This is a genomic window from Candidatus Pantoea symbiotica (assembly GCF_056491525.1).
This window is the reverse complement of sequence record NZ_JBSZHR010000003.1, coordinates 349,197-368,203: the sequence shown is the minus strand read 5'-3', so window position 1 is coordinate 368,203 and position 19,007 is coordinate 349,197. Positions and strand designations below refer to the sequence as shown.

General features: G+C 52.6%; 25 protein-coding genes. 14 read left to right on the top strand and 11 right to left on the bottom strand.

Features of this window, described 5'->3' with window-relative positions:
• Window positions 1-57: 57 nt before the first annotated feature.
• A complete protein-coding gene (locus tag ACXIZX_RS22510; RefSeq protein ID WP_479405091.1) occupies window positions 58-894 on the top strand; it encodes an alpha/beta fold hydrolase in 837 nt (278 codons plus the stop codon).
• Between the two features lie 31 nt (window positions 895-925).
• On the opposite strand, the gene ACXIZX_RS22505 is transcribed toward ACXIZX_RS22510, so the two are convergent.
• Window positions 926-1,888 carry a GlxA family transcriptional regulator gene (locus tag ACXIZX_RS22505; protein ID WP_479405090.1) on the bottom strand — a complete coding sequence of 321 codons (963 nt, stop codon included), beginning with the start codon at window positions 1,886-1,888 and terminating at the stop codon, window positions 926-928.
• A gap of 113 nt (window positions 1,889-2,001) precedes the next feature.
• Between ACXIZX_RS22505 and ACXIZX_RS22500 the strand changes: the two genes are divergently transcribed.
• Window positions 2,002-2,643: an HD domain-containing protein gene (locus ACXIZX_RS22500; RefSeq protein ID WP_479405089.1), complete on the top strand. Its 642-nt coding sequence runs from the start codon at window positions 2,002-2,004 to the stop codon at window positions 2,641-2,643.
• Here the strand turns inward: ACXIZX_RS22500 and ACXIZX_RS22495 are convergent.
• Entirely contained in the window at window positions 2,615-3,838 is a 1,224-nt protein-coding gene (locus ACXIZX_RS22495) for an MFS transporter (RefSeq protein ID WP_479405088.1), read from the bottom strand. The genes ACXIZX_RS22500 and ACXIZX_RS22495 overlap by 29 nt on opposite strands.
• A 137-nt stretch (window positions 3,839-3,975) precedes the next feature.
• Between ACXIZX_RS22495 and ACXIZX_RS22490 the strand changes: the two genes are divergently transcribed.
• Window positions 3,976-4,599 carry a TetR/AcrR family transcriptional regulator gene (locus tag ACXIZX_RS22490; protein ID WP_479405087.1) on the top strand — a complete coding sequence of 208 codons (624 nt, stop codon included), beginning with the start codon at window positions 3,976-3,978 and terminating at the stop codon, window positions 4,597-4,599.
• An 8-nt stretch (window positions 4,600-4,607) separates the two neighbouring features.
• Here ACXIZX_RS22490 and ACXIZX_RS22485 read toward each other — a convergent pair whose 3' ends face one another.
• Window positions 4,608-5,723, bottom strand: coding sequence for a metallophosphoesterase (locus ACXIZX_RS22485; protein WP_479405086.1), 1,116 nt, complete (start codon window positions 5,721-5,723; stop codon window positions 4,608-4,610).
• A 125-nt stretch (window positions 5,724-5,848) separates the two neighbouring features.
• Between ACXIZX_RS22485 and ACXIZX_RS22480 the strand changes: the two genes are divergently transcribed.
• Entirely contained in the window at window positions 5,849-6,202 is a 354-nt protein-coding gene (locus tag ACXIZX_RS22480) for an MmcQ/YjbR family DNA-binding protein (RefSeq protein WP_110866968.1), read from the top strand.
• Here ACXIZX_RS22480 and ACXIZX_RS22475 read toward each other — a convergent pair.
• A complete protein-coding gene (locus tag ACXIZX_RS22475) occupies window positions 6,186-7,184 on the bottom strand; it encodes a class I SAM-dependent methyltransferase (protein WP_479405085.1) in 999 nt (332 codons plus the stop codon). The two genes, ACXIZX_RS22480 and ACXIZX_RS22475, sit on opposite strands and share 17 nt — an antisense overlap.
• A 111-nt stretch (window positions 7,185-7,295) precedes the next feature.
• Here ACXIZX_RS22475 and ACXIZX_RS22470 point away from each other — a divergent pair, with 111 nt between their 5' ends.
• Window positions 7,296-8,174 carry an AraC family transcriptional regulator gene (locus tag ACXIZX_RS22470; protein ID WP_008108770.1) on the top strand — a complete coding sequence of 293 codons (879 nt, stop codon included), beginning with the start codon at window positions 7,296-7,298 and terminating at the stop codon, window positions 8,172-8,174.
• Here ACXIZX_RS22470 and cybB read toward each other — a convergent pair.
• Window positions 8,171-8,710, bottom strand: a complete 540-nt coding sequence (gene cybB, locus ACXIZX_RS22465; RefSeq protein ID WP_179452685.1) for a cytochrome b561 — start codon at window positions 8,708-8,710, stop codon at window positions 8,171-8,173. The two genes, ACXIZX_RS22470 and cybB, sit on opposite strands and share 4 nt — an antisense overlap.
• A 91-nt stretch (window positions 8,711-8,801) precedes the next feature.
• Window positions 8,802-9,296: a MarR family winged helix-turn-helix transcriptional regulator gene (locus ACXIZX_RS22460; RefSeq protein ID WP_479405084.1), complete on the bottom strand. Its 495-nt coding sequence runs from the start codon at window positions 9,294-9,296 to the stop codon at window positions 8,802-8,804.
• A 264-nt stretch (window positions 9,297-9,560) separates the two neighbouring features.
• Between ACXIZX_RS22460 and ACXIZX_RS22455 the strand changes: the two genes are divergently transcribed.
• From ACXIZX_RS22455 to ACXIZX_RS22445, 3 genes are all read left to right on the top strand, one after another.
• Window positions 9,561-10,709: an MFS transporter gene (locus ACXIZX_RS22455; RefSeq protein WP_479405083.1), complete on the top strand. Its 1,149-nt coding sequence runs from the start codon at window positions 9,561-9,563 to the stop codon at window positions 10,707-10,709.
• A 96-nt stretch (window positions 10,710-10,805) separates the two neighbouring features.
• Window positions 10,806-11,309 (top strand): DUF1543 domain-containing protein, encoded by a 504-nt coding sequence (locus ACXIZX_RS22450; protein ID WP_179452683.1) that lies wholly within the window; start codon window positions 10,806-10,808, stop codon window positions 11,307-11,309.
• Between the two features lie 40 nt (window positions 11,310-11,349).
• A complete protein-coding gene (locus ACXIZX_RS22445) occupies window positions 11,350-11,772 on the top strand; it encodes a nucleotide triphosphate diphosphatase NUDT15 (RefSeq protein WP_179452682.1) in 423 nt (140 codons plus the stop codon).
• Here the strand turns inward: ACXIZX_RS22445 and ACXIZX_RS22440 are convergent.
• Genes ACXIZX_RS22440 through ACXIZX_RS22430 form a run of 3 tightly spaced genes read right to left on the bottom strand, consistent with a single transcriptional unit; the run spans window position 11,759 to window position 13,344 of the window.
• Window positions 11,759-12,130 (bottom strand): RidA family protein, encoded by a 372-nt coding sequence (locus ACXIZX_RS22440; protein ID WP_179452681.1) that lies wholly within the window; start codon window positions 12,128-12,130, stop codon window positions 11,759-11,761. The two genes, ACXIZX_RS22445 and ACXIZX_RS22440, sit on opposite strands and share 14 nt — an antisense overlap.
• A gap of 10 nt (window positions 12,131-12,140) precedes the next feature.
• Complete coding sequence (locus ACXIZX_RS22435; RefSeq protein ID WP_179452680.1) at window positions 12,141-12,605, bottom strand: GNAT family N-acetyltransferase; 465 nt, start codon at window positions 12,603-12,605, stop codon at window positions 12,141-12,143.
• 43 nt (window positions 12,606-12,648) lie between these two features.
• Window positions 12,649-13,344 carry a B3/B4 domain-containing protein gene (locus tag ACXIZX_RS22430; RefSeq protein ID WP_179452679.1) on the bottom strand — a complete coding sequence of 232 codons (696 nt, stop codon included), beginning with the start codon at window positions 13,342-13,344 and terminating at the stop codon, window positions 12,649-12,651.
• Between the two features lie 43 nt (window positions 13,345-13,387).
• On the opposite strand from ACXIZX_RS22430, the gene ACXIZX_RS22425 reads away from it, so the two are divergent.
• Complete coding sequence (locus ACXIZX_RS22425) at window positions 13,388-13,990, top strand: helix-turn-helix domain-containing protein (protein ID WP_179452678.1); 603 nt, start codon at window positions 13,388-13,390, stop codon at window positions 13,988-13,990.
• On the opposite strand, the gene ACXIZX_RS22420 is transcribed toward ACXIZX_RS22425, so the two are convergent.
• Window positions 13,987-14,733, bottom strand: coding sequence for an SDR family oxidoreductase (locus tag ACXIZX_RS22420; RefSeq protein WP_479405082.1), 747 nt, complete (start codon window positions 14,731-14,733; stop codon window positions 13,987-13,989). The genes ACXIZX_RS22425 and ACXIZX_RS22420 overlap by 4 nt on opposite strands.
• A 99-nt stretch (window positions 14,734-14,832) precedes the next feature.
• Between ACXIZX_RS22420 and ACXIZX_RS22415 the strand changes: the two genes are divergently transcribed.
• Window positions 14,833-15,735, top strand: coding sequence for a cupin domain-containing protein (locus ACXIZX_RS22415; RefSeq protein ID WP_479405081.1), 903 nt, complete (start codon window positions 14,833-14,835; stop codon window positions 15,733-15,735).
• On the opposite strand, the gene ACXIZX_RS22410 is transcribed toward ACXIZX_RS22415, so the two are convergent.
• Window positions 15,732-16,154: a DUF2000 domain-containing protein gene (locus ACXIZX_RS22410; protein ID WP_479405080.1), complete on the bottom strand. Its 423-nt coding sequence runs from the start codon at window positions 16,152-16,154 to the stop codon at window positions 15,732-15,734. The two genes, ACXIZX_RS22415 and ACXIZX_RS22410, sit on opposite strands and share 4 nt — an antisense overlap.
• Before the next feature lie 235 nt (window positions 16,155-16,389).
• Between ACXIZX_RS22410 and ACXIZX_RS22405 the strand changes: the two genes are divergently transcribed.
• The 4 genes from ACXIZX_RS22405 (at window position 16,390) to ACXIZX_RS22390 (ending at window position 18,843) form a co-directional block, all read left to right on the top strand.
• Window positions 16,390-16,851 (top strand): Lrp/AsnC family transcriptional regulator, encoded by a 462-nt coding sequence (locus ACXIZX_RS22405; RefSeq protein ID WP_479405079.1) that lies wholly within the window; start codon window positions 16,390-16,392, stop codon window positions 16,849-16,851.
• A gap of 176 nt (window positions 16,852-17,027) precedes the next feature.
• Window positions 17,028-17,561 carry a dCTP deaminase domain-containing protein gene (locus tag ACXIZX_RS22400; protein ID WP_479405078.1) on the top strand — a complete coding sequence of 178 codons (534 nt, stop codon included), beginning with the start codon at window positions 17,028-17,030 and terminating at the stop codon, window positions 17,559-17,561.
• Window positions 17,562-18,296, top strand: coding sequence for a dCTP deaminase domain-containing protein (locus ACXIZX_RS22395; RefSeq protein ID WP_479405077.1), 735 nt, complete (start codon window positions 17,562-17,564; stop codon window positions 18,294-18,296).
• On the top strand, window positions 18,283-18,843 hold the full coding sequence (locus ACXIZX_RS22390; RefSeq protein WP_479405076.1) for a dCTP deaminase: 561 nt from the start codon (window positions 18,283-18,285) through the stop codon (window positions 18,841-18,843). The genes ACXIZX_RS22395 and ACXIZX_RS22390 overlap by 14 nt, the downstream gene beginning before the upstream one ends.
• Window positions 18,844-19,007: the final 164 nt, after the last annotated feature.

Sequence of the window (19,007 nt, the reverse complement as noted above, 5' to 3'; positions counted from 1 at the left end):
GCTTTCCATGACAATAAGCCCATCGAACGCAAACAATCACATACAGAGGACATTCTCATGAGCAACGGCATCATTACTACTCAAGACGGCACCCGCATTTTCTACAAAGACTGGGGCCCGAAAAATGCCCAACCGGTGGTGTTTCATCACGGCTGGCCGTTAAGCGCCGATGACTGGGACAACCAAATGTTGTTCTTCCTGGCGCAAGGTTATCGCGTTATCGCCCACGACCGTCGCGGTCATGGCCGTTCCGATCAGACCGATAGCGGCAATGATATGAACACTTACGCCGCCGACGTGGCAGAACTGGCTAAAGCGCTGGACCTGCGCAACGCTATCCATATCGGTCACTCAACCGGTGGCGGTGAAGTGGCGCGTTATGTAGCACACGCTGAGCCAGGCCGCGTGGCGAAGGCGGTGTTGATGGGCGCAGTGCCGCCAATCATGCTGCAAACCGCCGCCAATCCGGAAGGTTTGCCGAAATCGGTGTTTGACGGTTTCCGCTCGGCGCTGGCAGCCAACCGCGCGCAGTTCTTCATCGATGTGCCTGCGGGTCCGTTTTATGGCTTCAATCGTCCGGGTGCGAAAGTTAGTCGGGGCTTGATCGATAACTGGTGGCGTCAGGGCATGGCGGGTGGCGCGAAGGCGCAATACGACTGTATTACGGCCTTCTCGGAAACTGATTTTACCGAGGATTTGAAAGCGATCACGGTGCCGGTGCTGGTGCTGCACGGGGAAGACGATCAGGTAGTGCCGATTGATGATTCGGCGCATAAGGCGATTAAGCTGCTTAAGCATGGCACGCTGAAAACCTATCCAGGTTTGTCGCACGGCATGTTTGCGACGCATCCTGAGCTGATTAACCCTGATTTGCTGGCGTTTGCGAAAGCGTAGGATGTGCACCTGGTCGCCATGAATGGCGACCCTACGACAAACGCGTTATTTTTCGGTATGCGGCGGGTGTAATGCCGGTTACCCGGCTGAACACCCGCCGCATCACGTCAGCGCCGGAAAATCCGCACTCTAATGCCAGCGTTTTTGCCGGCAGCGATTTCTGCTCCAGCAGCTGTTTCGCTTTGGCCACGCGCTCACGCTCCAGCCATTGTCCCGGCGTCATTCCCAACTCATTGCGGAACAGGCGTGTCAGATGCCTTTCACTGATCGCCATATGTTCTGCCATCATCGCCACGGTTTTGATATCCGCCAGATGCGCAATCACCCAACGCTGTAATTCCTGCAACACCGAACGGCCGCTCAACGACGCGCTGTTGCTGCGCATAAAATGCGTCTGATTGACTGGACGACGGAAAAACATCACCAGATGCGCAGCGATCTCAATCGCAACTTCACGTCCAAGATCTTCTTCCACCAGACGCAGCGCTAAATCCAGCCCGGACGTAACGCCCGCAGCGGTGCGCACGCGCCCATCTGCCACACATAACGCATCGGCATCTACGGTTACATCTGGAAAGCGCAAAGCCAGCAAAGCTGCGCTTTCCCAATGCGTGGTCACGCGTTTACCGGCCAGCAATCCGGTACGCGCCAGCAGCAGCGCGCCGCTGCACACCGAGCCAAAACGCTGGCTGCGCTGGCATAAACCGCTCAGCGCATGCAGCAGGGTTTCATCGGCAGCAAAATCTTCTATGCCCGGCGCGCCCGCGATTAGAAAGGTATGCGGCGCATAGTTCTGCGTTTCAGCCAGCAGCAAATCTGCGCTAAGGCGCACGCCGGATGATGCATGAATTTCGCCGCCATTAACCGCAATAATGCGTGGCGTATAAATCTGCCGCTGCAGCAGACGGTTGGCTTCGGCAAACACATCCAGCGGGCCGCAAACGTCGAGTAGCTGCACGCCCGGCACCGCCAGAATCGCTATTTCATGACGCATTCAATTCCTCATGTCGCAAAACATCACAATGTCTTTAATCGTCTGTAATAGTCACTTTAAGACTTTTAGCCTGCGCTTTATGGTGGAAAAAGACAACCAACCGGAGAGAGAAAATGAGTTTGAACATCACTGGCATCCACATCCCGGACAGCAAAATGGCGCGCGAGGCGACAGAGTTTGTGCGCGATACCGAATCAGCGTTGCTGTTTAACCACTCCAGCCGCGTCTATTACTGGGGCGCACTGGCGGGACAGCAGCGTGGACTTAACGTAGATCGCGAGCTGCTGTATATCGGCTGCATGTTCCATGACATTGGTCTGGCGCACGAACACTGCAGCTGCGATAAGCGTTTCGAAGTGGATGGTGCCAATGCCGCGCGGGAATTTCTGCAGGGCTACGGCATCGCGCAAAGCGATATCGACAAGGTGTGGACCGCGATTGCGCTGCATACCACGCCGGGAATCCCAGAGTTTATGGCGCCAGAGATCGCGCTGGTAACCGCTGGCGTGGAGATGGACGTGCTGGGCATCGGCTTTGAGAAGTTTACTGAAGAGGAGATTGGTGGCGTGACAGCAAACTATCCGCGCCCGGCGGCGTTCAAGGAGGAGATTATTCAGGCCTTTTATGATGGCATCCGGCATAAACCGGACACCACTTTTGGCAATGTGAAAGCCGATGTGATTAAGGATAAACAGCCGGATTTCTCACCGCTCAATTTCTGTAGCGTTATCCGTCAGTCTCGCTGGCCGGGCTGAGTGTGGTTTTCGCCCGGCTGTTCTCAGCCGGGAAACCCTGTTTAGCACGCAATGCAATCCCTAACGCGACCAACATCAATAGCAGAATCGCCCACGGAAAAGATTGGGAGCCGACATGTTTAAGCAACATTCCGCCCGTCAAACCGCCGAGGGCGATAGCGCTGTTCCAGGTGACGACATTCATGGAGAGCGCAACATCGGCATATTCACCGGCGGCATCTGCCAGCGCCGTTTGCAGCAGCGTCGCGGCACCGCCGAAGGTGAGTCCCCAAACGGCAATTCCCGCATAGATCACGGCGGGTATTGGCGTACTCAGACCAAAAATCACCGACACCGCAGCAAAGATGGAGAGTGATAGCAGCACAGCCTTGCGCAGATGGGTATCAATGATCTTGCCGGTAATGAATATTCCGCCCAATGCCGCAATGCCAAAGATCAGCAGCACTACATCCACGCGATGCGCCAGACCGGCTGAAGCAATGAACGGCGCGATGTAGGTATAGAGAATGTTATGGGCCAGCATCCAGGTCAGCACCACGCCGAGCACGGCACATACGCCGGGGAGTCGTAATACTGCGCCGAGCGGCATTTTTTGCGTGGCAGATTGGCCGGGATAGTTCGGCACAGCCAGCAAAATCCAGCCAATAAGAATGATAGAAAGTCCGGACATAGCAGCAAAAGTCAGACGCCATCCCAGCAATGATCCCATCCATGTTCCGGCTGGAACACCGAGCGAAAGGGCGATTGGCGTGCCCACCATGGCGAGCGCCAACGCGCGTCCCTGTAGCGATGGAACCACCATTCTCCGCGCATAGCCTGCAATCAGACTCCACGCTAAACCTGCTGAAGCCCCAGCAAAAAATCGCGCTATTAAAATGATGACGACGTCAGAAGAGACGGCGGTGAGGGTGTTAAACAGCAGAAATCCGCACACGGTGCTCAACAGCACAGCCCGGCGCGACCAGCTTCGGGTCAGCAATGTCAGCGGAATCGCGGCCAGCAGTGAACCGGCTGCATAGGCGGTAACCCATTGTCCGGCCAGCGAGGGTGAAATATTGAGTCCCTGACTGATTTGTGGCAGCAAACCAGCGGGTATGGTTTCGGTCAAAATGCAGATAAAACCGGCCATTGCGAGCGCCAAAAGCGCCAGTACCGGCAGCTGTTGGGCTTCTTCATTATTTAATTGTGAATTCATTATTTAACCTGCTTGTGATTTGCAACAGCTTCGTAAAGCACCATGGATATATGTATCGATCGGTATTTATATTGCGGAGGCAAGCTGTGCGTTGTCAATGAATTCTGTATCGATTAGTATAAATAGCGGAGGATGTGATGATGAGAACAGGCAGACCAAGACAATTTGACCGGGATGAAGCGGTAATCAAAGCGATGCACCTTTTCTGGGAAAACGGCTATGAATCAACCTCTCTGGCGCAGCTCAAAGCCTCAATAGGCAACGGCATAACCGCGCCAAGCTTCTATGCCGCGTTTGGATCGAAAGAGGCACTCTTTGCTGAAGCCGTGAACTGTTATTTGCAAACCCATGCGCAGGTCACGGAAGCCTTGTGGGATACCAGCGTGCCCGCCCGCCAGGCGCTGGAAACTGCGCTGCTCAACTCCGCCAGAATGCAGTACGATCCTTCACATCCACGCGGATGTATGGTTGCGCTGAGCGTGATGTCTTCCTGCTCCGATGAAAACCGCCACGTGTTAAAACCGCTTGAAGCATCGCGCATGCGCACCCGTGAAGGGATCAAGGATTGCGTTGAAAGAGGGATCAGCAGCGGTGAATTGCGGGGTGATGAGGAGACGCTTTCCCTGGCGTTGAGCTTCAACAGTTTTATGCTGGGAATCTCGACGCTGGCGCGGGATGACGTTCCTCTCGCCGAAATTGAGCGGGGAATCGCCCAGATGATGAGGTTATGGGATGCCTCGCGGACAACCCCACAACCTTAAACAACGCGTTAAGGTTTGCGCTGCAACGTAATGCGGGTCAACTCCGATGGTCGGCCCAAACGTACCGCCATGCCAGGCCAAAGCGCGGTGCCGTTGTTGACGTAAAGTTGCATGCCATCGACCTGATACAGCCCGGAGACGAAGCCGGCGTTGGGTTTGGCAAACAGTCGGTCAAAGCCAATGATTAGGCCGCCGTGCGTATGGCCGGAGAGTTGCAGATCGATGTTTTTGAGTGCGTTTTGCCGCGCGTTGCGCGGTTGGTGATCGAGCAGGATTACCGGCGCATTTTCCGGCACACCGGCCAGCGTCTTTTCCAGATCGGGGCCGACTGCACCACGTCGTGAAGCTGAGGTATCCGGCATGCCGGCGATCACCAACTCGGCGTTATCGCGCTTAATTACCGTATGGCGATTGAGTAACGGTTCCAGGCCCAGCGATGCCAGATGCGCGGTCCAGCGCTCCTGCTCAAAGAAATATTCGTGATTGCCGGTAATCGCATAAACACCATCGCGGGCATGCAATCCGCGCAGCGGCTCGACGTCCGCGCGCCGATTCTGCAGCGTGCCGTCAATCACATCGCCGGTTACCAAAATCAGATCGACATCCAGCGTCATGGCTTTTTGCACCAGCGCGCGCGTCCATTTTTCATTGAAGAGTTTGGTGATGTGCATATCGGTCAACTGCAACAGTTGATAGCCTTCGAATTCGCGCGGAAGGTTGTCAATCTCAATGGTCACATCTTTGATCGGCGGCACGCGGATAGCCTGATAAACGCCAACCGTGGCAAGAATCAAAGCAAAGGCCGCCGCCACATAACGCACTGCCGGCACGATTTCAAACGGATGACGGAACAACAGCGAAACCAGCGCCACAACATCTATCACAAACTGTGTCAGCGCGAGAAACAGTACGGCGCTGAAACCCCAGTTGAACAGGATGACAATCGCGCGCGGCATTTCTGGTGAGAACATGCTGCCAGAGGTAAAACGGCTCACCAACAGATACTGCGAAGCCAGCAACACCAGTAAAGACAGAATGATTTTTAACAGCAATGGCATGGCTAGCGGGAACAAAAATCGTGCGATCACATACCAGCTCGGTATGCTGAAAATCAGATGAAACATCACTTACTTCCCTGGTCTAAGGGCGCTGATTTAGCGCAAAAAATCAATACGCAGTGTAGCCTTAACTGATTACTATTGTGGCTTCGCACGTGCTTTATTTAGGCGCGATTCACCACGGAGGATGCATGCAACGCCAGCAGCTGTTCGACTACATTAATCAGCACTATCAGGTAGAACCCGATTATCCGTGGAAAAAGCACAGTGAATATGCGGTGCTGCGTCATCCGCGGCACCGTAAGTGGTTTGCATTGGTATTCCCGCTGGAGAGTCACAAACTCGGTTTGCCGGATGGGCCGGTTATCGATGTGATGAACATCAAAGCGCGTCCTGAACTCATTGGATCGCTGCGCCAGCTGCCCGGCGTTTATCCGGCTTACCACATGAATAAAGAGCATTGGCTGAGCATCACGCTGGAGAACGGCTTGCCGGATAGCGAGATTCTCGCGCTGCTCGATGACAGCTTTAGTCTGACGTTTTAGGCTTGCGCGCCAGCAGTACATAAAGCGGTGACATTGGGAACGGTTGCAGCCGCTGTTGCTGTTCAAGCACAAATCCCACTTGTTGTAACTGAAGTGCCAATTCGCCCTCTTGCGTGACACTGTAACCACGCATCATCAATGGCGTGAAGAACGGCAAGATGCGGCGCGCGTCGGCTGGGTTGCAGGGCACTTCAGCATGCGCGCTGATCAATAATCCGCCCGGCCTGAGCTGTTCAAACCATTTCCTGAGCATCGCTTCTCTATCCTCGATGAAATAGAGAAACGAAGAACACCAGATAATATCAACCTGTCGATTTTCCGAGAACTGTGCCAGCGCGCAACAGCGATCGGTTAATCCGGCTCTTTCGATATTGCGCTGTGCCACAGTGGCGGTTTGCGGCAAATCGAGCACCACCGCTGAAAGATGGGGAAAACGCTGCGCCAGTGCGATGGCGATCAATCCCGGCCCGCCGCCCATATCCAGCAACAGCGCCGGACGCTGAAAATCGGCCAATTTATCCGCAATCGCGCAGGCGGTATCGGCGCTGAGCGCGCGTTGCTCCTGCGCAATTTGGTGCAGCGCGGCATCGGCCCAGGCGGTATCGATTTGCAGCGGATCCTGCCAGCCGGGCGCGGCTTGCTGCAATAACTGCGGCAGACGCGTAACAAACTGCTGCAATGTTTGATGACGATAGCGCCACGCAGCGCCGATATAGCGCTCGCCTGCGCGGCACAAGTATTGACGTGCATCAGATGCGACAAAATAGTTTTCTCCTTCACGCGAAAGCAGTTCACTGCTCCACAACAGCCTGAGCAGATGTTCAACCGGCGCGGTTCGCCAGCCGCAATGCTCAGCTACCTGCGCGGCATTGGCGGGAAGGTTGAGGAAATCAAATAGTTGGTTGTCGAATGCCAGCGCAATCGCGCCGTTCAGCGCCTGCTGCGCCAGTAAATCATCGAGAATGGGTAACGGTGAAGACATGGCAGAATCCTGGGTCATTGAGTCAGAACAACAGACTAGCCTTTCACTCAAATGCAATTTATTCTCATTTGTCTGCGATACGGCGGATTAACTCTGCGCGAGGATGATGGGATGCAAAACAGAATGCTGCACTGGCGGCAACATACGCCGCAACTGGGCGATCTGCGCGTGCGCCAGCTGGATTTGGCGCGTGGTATGCGGCTGGTGCAATCAGATTATCGCCCGTTGGCGGCGCTGACCGAATCGTCGCAAGCCGTACATCTCCAGCCGCAGTTGGTGCTGACCTTTGGTCTGAGCGGAGAATCGCGTTTCCGCGCTGGCAGTGGTCACGAAGTTGCCTTTAGCGCCGGACACCTTACCGTCACCAGCTTTCAGCACAGCGCGGGCGAGCGGCTATATCGCGCAGGCGAACGCGTGCAGCAGTTGCGTTTGATTCTTAATGTCGCCAGCGCTAGCCACTATTTTGGCGATGAGCAGGCTGAACGACTGTTCCAGCCGCAGCTTAAACGTCATCTTTTCAGCCGTTTTGGTCACGCCACGGTGGCACAACTTGCGCAGATTAATGACGATCCGTTGATGCTGGAGATTCAGGCGCTAAGCCTGTTGGCGCTGCATCGGCATCAACTACAGCTGCAATGCAGCGATGTGACAAGGTTGCATCCGCATACCGTGCAGCGTCTGGAGCAGGCGCGTGAATGGATGTGCAAACATCTGTCGCAACCCTTTGCTTTATCAACATTAGCCACAGCCGTGGGATTAAGTGATTACCAGTTGAAGAAGGGCTTTCAGCAGCATTTTCGCTGCACGCCAGGCGCGATGCTGTTGCAAATGCGTATGGAGCACGCGCACACCTTGCTGGAGCAAGGATTTCAGGTTGCGCAGGCAGCGTGGCAGGTTGGCTATCAACATCCACGTAATTTCAGCGTGGCGTTCCAGCGCTATTTTGGCCGCCCGGCAAGTGCGATCACCGGGCGGAAAAAGAAGTATTAACGTGATCGACGCGATGGCATCATGCGCACTAAGGTGTTGTCTTTGAACAGATAATGGTGCGCCAGCGCGGCAACGGCGTGAATGCCGATCAGCCAGTAACCATAAGGCGCGAGGGTTTCATGCCAGCCTGCAATCGTGTCGGCAAAATCCGGATCCGGATCGCCGCTTACCGGCATCGGAATGCCGAAAATCCACCAGGTTCGTCCCATATAGAAACGCGACAGAATCCCCAGCGTCGGTAAGACGATGAAAAACACGTAGATCGCCAGATGCATCAGATGCGCCAGGCCGGTTTGCCAATGCGGCGGCTTGGGCACAATCGCCGGGCTGCGATGGCGAAAACGCAGCAGGATGCGTGACAGCATAATTACCAGCACACAACTTCCTGCGCTGAAGTGACCAATGATCATCGCAAAGCCTTGCCACGAACCGCGCGTCGCCAATCCACGAAATTCCATGGTGCAATACGCAGTGACGACCAACAGGAAGGTCAACCAATGAAGAAAAATCTGCGATGGGGCGTATTTATTGCTCATCTCTAGTCCGTAAAAATGCCTGGCGGGACGACTACTTTAAGGGAAAATGTGCTGAATTAATTCATATTTTGACGCATCAGCAACAGCGTTTTTACTTTTCCGCTTCAGTTGCCACCAATAACTGACTTAGCAAGGTTTTCAACTGCGCTTGCTGCGGGGCATCCAGCGTTGCCAGCAGGCTGTTTTGCGTTTGCGTATGCACCAGCAGTGCTTGCTCGATCTTTGCTAAGCCTTCATCGGTGAGCGCCACCAGCATGCTGCGCTTATCCTCGGGATCGGCAACGCGCACAATCGAACCCACTTCTTCCAGCCGATTGAGCCGATTGGTCATTGCGCCCGATGTCACCAGCAACGATTTATACAGCTGCGTCGGCGATAAGCGATAGGGTGCGCCTGCGCGTCGCAGCGTCGCGAGCACATCAAATTCGCCATCGCGAAAGCCAAACGGTGCCAGCGCTTCAGCGCGGGTTTTCGCCAGATGTTTCATGATGCGCAGCATGCGGCCAAAAACCGCCATTGACGACGCATCCAACTCCGGCATCGCGCTGGCCCACTGTTGCACCACAAAATCAACATGATCGGTCAAACGGCTAACTCCTGAGTTTCATGTGAGAAGGTGCGCATGAATGCGCACCCTACGAAAAACGCGCCAATCTTTTGTAGGGTCGCCATTTATGGCGACCGAAAAACGCGCTAATCCTTTGTAGGGTCGCCATTCATGGTGACCGAAAAACGCGCCATTTATGGCGACCACATCGCATCCCAATTTGTTGCTTTGTGCGCATGGGCTATTGCTGCTTCGGAAAGTATCTTAACGTTAAGATACTTTTAATGTGCAAGGAGATGCAAAGTGAATCGTACTTTACCTGCGGTTGGGATGTTTGCCTTACTGGTTTTTATTATCGCACTGAATTTGCGGCCGATTATGGCGGCGATGGGGCCGCTGTTTCCGCTACTGCAGCGCGATGCCCAGCTCAACGCCACGCAGCTTAGCCTGCTCACCACATTGCCGGTGATCATGATGGGATTAGCGGCGTTAGCCGGTCCGCTGCTGTTGCGCCGGCTTGGCGAAGTGCGTGGTATCGCTGCCGGATTGCTGTTGCTGGCGCTGGCGAGCATTGCGCGTGGATTCGAACAATCCGCCACCATGTTAATTATCAGTGCGCTGGTCGCGGGCAGCGGAATAGGTTTAATTCAGGCTTTAATGCCCGCGCAGATCAAACGTCACTTCGGTGCAAAAGCAGGCACGCTAATGGCGCTGTTCACCACCGGGATTATGGCGGGTGCAGCGATTGCCGCCGCCAGCGCCGCGCCGTTAGCCAATGCGCAAGGTTTGGCGTTAACACTGGCGATTCCGGTCGTGCCCGCAATCATCGCGCTGTTGTTGTGGCTGACGATTTCACGCGGCATCGCGCCGATACAAAGCACTCAACCTCCACGTGCCGCTCGCTCAACGCGTGCCTGGCTGTTGATGATCTTCTTTGGCATCGGCACCGGCGCGTACACCTTAGTGCTGGCGTGGCTGCCGCCGTTTTATATGCAGCACGGCTGGCGACCGGAGCAGAGCGGCTACGTGCTGGGCGCGCTGACGCTGACGGAAGTGGCTGCGGGCTTTGTGCTGTCGGCGCTGATCCATCGCTTCCGCGATCGTCGCCGTCCGTTGCTGGTGGTGTTAACCCTGATTCTGCTGGGTTTGATCAGTTTGCTAACGCTGGGCGGCGCGCAGGCATGGCTGCCGACTTTGCTGCTGGGATTGGGCATTGGCGCGCTATTTCCCCTCTCGCTGATCGTTACGCTCGATCACGCGCACACCCCGGAAGAAGCGGGCGCATTGCTATCCTTTGTACAGGGTGGCGGCTACTTGCTGGCGGCGTTGATGCCGCTGATCGCCGGTATCGTGCGCGACCGCGCCGCTTCACTGGATAGCGCGTGGGTAATCATGAGCGTGGGTATTGTGCTGCTGATGGTGATGGCGCTGCGCTTTAAACCGCATAGATAACCGGCATTGTTGCGGCATGAAAAGGTTGTCTCGTTATGTATGTTGTTTTATAACGCTTCGCACGCTCTTCTTTGTTCAACAAAAGGAAATGACTACGTGAACCTGTTCATCTTTTACGTTGGCGGTAATGCCGGAAAATCCAACATCGAAGTGCACGACATCCAATTCGTTGCCGCTGAAAAACCGCAAGACGCCTGGCCCGCATTGCGTGAAGCCTGGTTTGGCGATGCCGATAAAATCCACGTCGATGGCTATGCGCGCGTGACCTGGGCCGATGGTTATCGCGTTTCTCTGTCGGCAGAACCGGCAACGGGCAGTAAAAAGCTTTTCTTTGTCAATGCCGGTGCTTACCATCCTTCGACGCTGGCGGAACTGCATGCGTTCGATCTGTTTGTGGCGGAAAACGTCAAAGAGGCCAAAGCCAAAGGCTTAGCGAACTTGCTGCCCGGCGCAGATCATCAACACAAAGACAATCTCAAAGATGTGGATGATTGTTTGCTGCTTGAGAAGGTGGGCGATCTCTACATCCATCTTACGCCAGACGCCAATGGCGAACCGTTCCGCCCTGAATGGCAAGGTTATCAACCCATTGGATCGTAGGGTCGTCATTTATGACGACCTGGCAAAACAAGGAGCAACTATGTCACCACAAGTGGGAATCGGCGTTTTAATTTTCCGCGGCGGGAAGCTGTTATTAGGACAACGCAAAGGCAGCCACGGCGCGGGCGACTGGTCTGCGCCGGGCGGGCATCTGGAGTTTGGCGAATCGCCGGAGTCTTGCGCACGTCGTGAAGTGCTGGAAGAAACCGGCCTACAGCTTGGTGAACTGCAAAACGGCGCGTTCATTAGCGATGTGTTTCCCGACGTCAACAAGCACTACATCACGCTGCTGATGGTGGCGCAGGATGCTATCGGTGAACCGCAGTTGATGGAGCCTGAAAAGTGCCACGGCTGGCAATGGTTTGCGCCTGAAGATCTGCCGCAACCGCTGTTTGCGCCGCTGCGCACCTGGATTGCACGCGATGGATTGGCGGCGCTAAAAGCATTGGCTACAGCGCGATAATCGCCTCGATCTCAATTTTCAAATCCGGCGAGAAAAGTTGACTGATTTGTACCAGCGAACTGGCGGGCAGATGATCGCCATAATGCTTAAACAGTACGGCGCGTATGGCAGTGATCTCATCAAATGAGGTGATGAAAATCGTCACCTTGATCAGCTTTTCCAGCGAACTCTTTTCCTCAGCCGCGATGGTATGCAACTGCTGGAAAATGGCTTCTGTTTGCGAAGCGATATCGGATTGCTGCGCTGGCGTACCAAAGGCGGTCAGGCCAGAAACATACAAGGTTTCATTGTGCTTTACCGCATGCACGTAAGGCGCTTTGACTTCACCCAATTGCGGATAGTTTTTACGCATCAGCATCTGTTTCTCCTTAAACGATTTTAAGCACCATCACCGTAACTTCTTCATCAGCCATTACGCGCTGCTCCACATCCTGCCAGCCGAAGCGGCGATAAAGCGCTTGTTGATCCGGCGTATACAGCCACAGCGCGGCAATCCCACGCAGACGCGCTTCAGTAATCAAGCGCGTCACCAAAGTACTCGCCAACCCTTTACCGCGATGTTCAGCTGCAGTAATCACTTCGCCGAGCCAAAACTCGCGATCGACGCTATCACCCAATTCGTAATGAATAATGCTGGCGGTGGCCATCAATTCGCCATCGGATGTGGTGGCAACCAGCGTTAGCGTTTTTGCCTCCGCTTGATTGCGCGCCTGCAAACGCTGCTGAATCACCGCCGCATCACGCCAGTTGGGGAAATCCGACCATTCGCGATGCAGCATTTGCGTTACTGCATCAAATAACTGTGGCTGCTGCGCCAGCAGGTTGATGTGCATTTCGAATCCTAAAGGTGGGCGGGCGAGAGTGACAACATAGCGGTTAGCTATTGATATTGCCAAGCAAACGGCGTTCGACAGTAGCGCCAGGCATAATCTGCAGAATACCGTGCTCCAGCATATCGCCCGCTTGTTGCAGTGATTCGAGCGGCATCGCCGGTAAACGTTCCAGCACAAACCACATCTGCGCTTGCTCAATACTGAGACGCGTGCGCACGCCTTGTCGCCAGTTCCAGCGCCGACAGGTTACGCCTGCGTCATCCCGCCATACCACTTCGCCAGGTTCTGGAGATTCATGGCTCAACACGCCTTCTTTATAGACATCGAACGGTTCGCTGCCATCGGCGCGCGTCAGCCGCGGGTTGCCCACGTAAGCGGCCACATTCTCACCGCCGACCGGAATGGCGAAACGAATGCTTACCGCATTGTAGAGATCAACGATCGGATCAATGGCCGCCATATTTCCGTCGCGCTGCACGCGCTTGCGCAGCGCATCTGCCGAGCAAGGCGTACGCTTCGGTTTAGCGCCAAAGCGTTTGAACATCTCAGCCCATTGCATCAGATGTGCTTCTGCCCACGGAAAGTCATCCTGCAACATGTCGCGACACGCTTGCGCTAAGGCTTCTTCACCAACGTGCGGACGCTCCACTGGCGCAGCCTGAACTAAAATGCTGAGCGCGGTAAAGTCAGGCGCTAAGGCAGAAACGGAAGGATCGATTGACGGGCTAAAGGCGAACATAACATAATCCTGTAATGACTAATTTATTCCATGATAGTGACCGATGAAGACGAAAGTCAATAAATTGACCGAAACAGGTTCTGATATCGACTACGTCAGCGCCGCCGTTTCAGCCAGCGTGAAAAGCTTCCGCCAACGGCAAAAACTGTCGCTGGATGAGTTGTCACGCCGTGCGGGCGTCAGTAAAGGCATGTTAGTTGAGATTGAGAAAGGTAGCGCAAATCCCAGTATCGCCATTCTGTGCAAAGTGGCGGCTGCGCTGGGAATATCGGTGGCCGATATTGTGAATGTTACCGCCGATCCGCTCGCGCATCTGGTCGCTGAAGAGGACATTCCGGTGCTGTGGCAAGGCGACAAGGGCGGCACGGCGCGTTTGCTGGCGGGAACCCAAGGGCCGGATATGATCGAGCTGTGGCGTTGGACGATGTTTCCCGGCGAACAGTTTGCCTCGCCGGGCCATCCGCAGCGCACTTACGAACTGATGCATGTCGAGCAGGGCGAACTCACGCTGAAGGTTGATGAACAGCAGTTGCAGGTGCCGCGCGGCAGTTCAGCGGTGGCGAAAACCGCTGCGCCGCACAGTTATGCGAACCTCGGCGAACTGCCGCTGATTTTCACCATGGCAGTCGCCGAAATTCACAGTTAACCCACCTCGTTCGCCAGCGCCACCGCATCTTCACCGGCGGGAATGCGCATCGGAGCATGCGGATCGGTCGCCGCGCGCCACACCGCTTCGGCCACATCCAGCGCTTTGGTGGTTGGTTGCGGCTGCTGCATCGCGCTGAACACGCCATCTAACAGCGGCTGATACGGCTCAAGCTGGGTGTTCTCCATGCGCGGCATGGCGTTCTTGCCAAAATCGGTGGTGGGCGCCAAACCCGGCAGCACCAGACGCACCTTGATATTGAACGGCTGCAACTCCAAAGCCAGCGATTCAGTAAAGGCGTTCACCGCCGCTTTGCTTCCGGTGTAAACCGCCAGCAGCGGCAGCGATTTCAGCGTCACCGTCGAGGTGACGTTGATCACCGTGCCACTTTGCTTCGCGCGAAATTGTGGCAGCACAGCCTGCGTCAGTGCGATGGTACCGAGCGTGTTAGTCTCAAACACGTCGCGCACCGTCGACATCGGCGTGCCTTCCAGAGATGACAGCACGCCAATCCCGGCGTTATTCACCAGCACATCGATATCGCCCGCCGCAGCGACGGCACTTTCGATGCTGGCGGCATCGCTGACGTCCAATGGCAGCAGACGCAGATTTTCCGACGCCGTGAATAAGTCGGCGCGCGGAGTGCGCATGGTGGCGATCACTTTCCAGCCACGTTCCAGAAAATAGAGCGCGGTGGCGTGACCAAAGCCGGAAGAACAGCCGGTGATTAGAATCGTTTTCATCTTTCACTCCTGCATTGCATTGGGGTAGACGATCACTATAGAGTCAACCAACTGGACTCACTACAACGCAAAGTCCAGCTTTCATTTGCAGGAGTCCAAATGATCGATCCCTTAGCGGAAATGGTGTCGCTGCTGCAGCCGCAAGCGGCGTTTTCCAAACGCGCGCGTGCTAATGGCCGCTGGCGCGTGCAGCGCAGTGAAACCGGTCAGCCGTTTTATTGTCTGGTGCTGGAAGGTCGCAGCCAGCTGAAGATGAAAGGGCATGCGCCGATCACGCTGGAGCAGGGCGATTTTGTGTTGATCCCGGCGGCGTGGGAATTTTGCATGACCAGTGCCGAACCGCCCGCCGACGATGCGCCCGAAACCACGCCACAGATGCTCGCGCCCGGCGAATTCTGGATTGGCGATCAACAGCAGCCCGCCGACGTACAAACATTGATTGGCTATTGCCAGTTCGGCGCGCCCGATGCCGGGTTGATTGTCTCGCTGCTGCCGCAGTTTATTCACGTGCGCGGCGAATCGCGCCTGACCACGCTGGTGGAATTGGTGATGGACGAGTGCCGCGCGCAGCGTCCGGCGCGTCACGTGGTGCTGGAACGTTTACTGGAGCTGCTATTAATTGAAGCGCTGCGGTCGATGCCGATCTGCAATGCGTGTCCTGGTGTGATGAGCGGGTTAGCCGACGAACGACTGGCGGCGGCAATCCGCGCGATACATGCCAACCCGGCACACAGCTGGACGGTGGTCGAACTGGCGAAAGCCGCCGCGCTGTCACGTTCATCATTCTTTGTGCGCTTCCGCGAAGCCGTTGGTGTGGCGCCGATGGTCTACCTGCTGACGTGGCGCATGGCGCTGGCGAAAAATCTGCTGCGCGGCAAAAGCATGGCGGTGGCAGAAGTGGCCGAGCGCGTCGGCTATCGATCCGCCAGCGCTTTCAGCGTGGCATTCAGTCGCTACGTTGGCCAACCGCCCGCGTGGTTCGCCGCTGAAGAGGATGTTTAGCGATAAAGTTTCAGATTGCCGGTTAAGCGGGTAATTTTTTTCTTTGGGCCGATCAAACCGATCGCCACCAACTCAATCTGACCGCTGTGCGCGTCAGTAATACGCTCGCCATATTCCTCGTAAGTTTTGCAGGATTGCGCCAGCGCGCTGAACGGCATCGCAAAGATCTCGCTATCCGCGCCGCTGATTTGCTGCAACTCGCGCAGGTAATTGCCGTCAGCTAATAACACCGGCAGCGGCGCGTAGATGACGCCGGGATAATTCACGCCATCCTGGCTTTGCTGATCCGGCCCCACCAAATTTCCTATCAATTTTCCAAAACTAATGCCGATAACGCTTGAAGCGTTCATCGCCAATCCGGCGGGCAGTTGCTGATCAATCACGATGGTGCAGCGATGGGTGTTTGCGTCGAAATCCATGATTCAGGCTTCACTTTGAGTGGGTTATAGGTACGCGCCGCGCATAAATGCGTGCGCCGTAGGGTCGCCATTCATGGCGACATGGCCACATCCGCGCAATGACTCTGTCGGTAATCACCAGACAAAAAGTATGCCGCAACCCCAAAGGAAAGTGCTTTCTGAATACGTTGCAAAAGGAACTGATTAAGGATAAAAAATCCCTTAATCGCCAATCTATGGAAAGGATTATCCACTTATGAGCTTAAGCAAGACAGATATCAAAATCCTTCAGCATTTGCAGCAGGATGCGCGCATCACCAACCAACATCTCGCCGACGAAATTGGCCTCTCCGCATCGCCAACCTGGCGCAAAGTGCGCAAGCTGGAAGAAGACGAAGTGATTCAGGGCTATCGCGCGGTACTTAATCGAAAAAAGATTGGCCTTAATGTGATGGTGTTTGTACGCGTAACTATTGATAGCCACAGCGAAGCCGAAGCGCGCAAATTCGAACAAAAAGTCATGGCACTGGATAATGTGGTTTCCTGTTACAGCATCGGCGGCGATGCGGATTTCTTATTACAGGTGGTGGCCGCGGATATGGATGCGTATGCGGAGTTTGCTATGTCGGTTATTCGCAGATTGCCGGGCATAAAGGAGATGCAGAGTATGTTTGTGTTGAAGGAGATAAAGGGATTGGCGGCTTGGCCTTTGAATTAAAATAAATAATACGTGTTTTATAAGCTTGTGGGCAAGGCTATAAAATGCAATAAAATAATCACTAAATTTTAATGTGTATTTTAATGCGATCAAGTAACATTAATAATGTTGTTAACATTTACTATTAGATTATGTTATAATAGCTCTTTAATTTTTTATGTTGCAGAATTTTAATTATGATTTTATCGATTAAGTCTCATTTATCTGAATTCATTGCTAAAGGAATTATTAGCAATGTTAATAAGCGTGAAGTTGAGAACTCTGAAGGAGTGGGTATTGATCTGTCCGCTCGGGCAGTTTATTTGATCGGTGATGAAATTGCTTTCTTAGGCAAAGAGTTTAGAAAAACACCATCTTCAAAAGAATTGCGTCCCAGTAAAGATGGTGTTTTTGAGTTGCAATCAGGAATGTCGTATCTAGTTGAAACTGTTGAGGTCTTTAACTTACCAGAAGAGATTAGCTGCCAATTTTTCCCAAGAAGCACTCTCTTTCGAAGTGGGGTCATATTTCAATCCAGCATTCTTTCTCATGGATATGTGGGGCCAATGCTTTTTAATTTGACTAATTTTGGAAAAAAACCTTTCTTTCTTGAAAAGCATGCTCGCTTTTCAACAGCTGTATTTTATTCTGTAAAGGGTAATTCAAATCCTTATGCCGGCCAATGGAATGGTGGTCGAGTGTCGCAAAATAAGAGCGAGAGACAAATATAAATGAGCGTTATTCACTTGAAAGATAGAGTAACTAGTAATAATGGAGTTTTTGAGAAAAATAAAAAGTCTTATAATAGTAAGTTATATCTTTGCTATGATGATGAGAAAAATAAAAAAGACAAAACTGAAATTCCAATTGATGAGTTTTCATTGGATTTAACTTTGGGTAATTCATGGAATGAGAATTACTCATATAATGATAAGGGCCTGTTTTTAATAGAAAATGAACATATTACGATAGCACCTAGGACATCTGTTGTTGTTACCGTTAAAGAATCTATGAAAATACCCAACAACTGGTTTGGGATGGTTATGTCTACTGGAAGCATTTTCCTACAGGATGGTATTCAATCACCAAGCGCCAAAATTGAACCTGGTTATTCTGGAGTTCTAAAGTTGAGGCTGGTAAATTACTCTACAAAAAAAGTAGAGTTAAAGAAAGGACAGAAAATTGCTTCAGCCATTTTTTTTCAAACCGCTCATACACCAGATTTTATAGAAGCCACAAACTCAGAAAGTACAAATATGCCTAAAAAAGGCCGTATTAAAAGGATGTGGAATATATGTAAACAACAATGGGTGTCATATGGCCCAAGTTTTGTTATGATGCTCATCGCATTATTATCACTCGTTTTTACTGGTTATGGCGTATTTCATAAAGAAAAACCTATAGAAAATTCTGCACTGCAGTTGAAAAGTGGCATTAAGGGAGATAATGATAATGTTGATAATTGATGATAATCTTAAGTCACTTGTTACCGAGGAATCTATTTGTGCCAATAAAAATTTAGTTGAAACTTTTTGCTTACAAGTCAGACTTTCAAATAATATTTATAAATTAAGAGATCTGGCTGAAGGGCAAGATAAAATAATACGTTATGGCTACTCTAATGACGATATCGACGACTTATATTGTTTTGATGAAGATTCCCATAAAAAAAGCAGCATTACTCTTAAACCTGGTGAGCAGATACTTGCATGTAGCCATGACCGTTACAAATTGCCGAATGACGTATTTGGATTAATACAAACCAAAGGAAGTTTAGCTAGACTTTTTGTACAGATAACATGCAACGATGGACAAATTGAACCAGGTTTTGAAGGACATATAACCTTAGAAATAGTTAATCTATCTAAATACTGTATTGAAATACCTTTTTTTAGTAAGATTGGTCAGTTATATTTATTTGGTTGCTCAATGAAGACTAGTTCCCCATATTCTGGAAGGTATGCTAATTCTGAATTTCCTACAATTCCAAACTTTGATGGATATGAGAACTAAATAGATTAAATGAGTCTTTTCTTCAAGCAGAGACTCATTTTAGGTCTTATGATAATCAATGAAAATTTCAGTCTTAAGAAACTTTTCTAACTACTTCTATGTAAGGTTAGGATTGTTTTAGCACCATCATTAATATTGCACTTTTTAGCTAAATTCCTAAATCC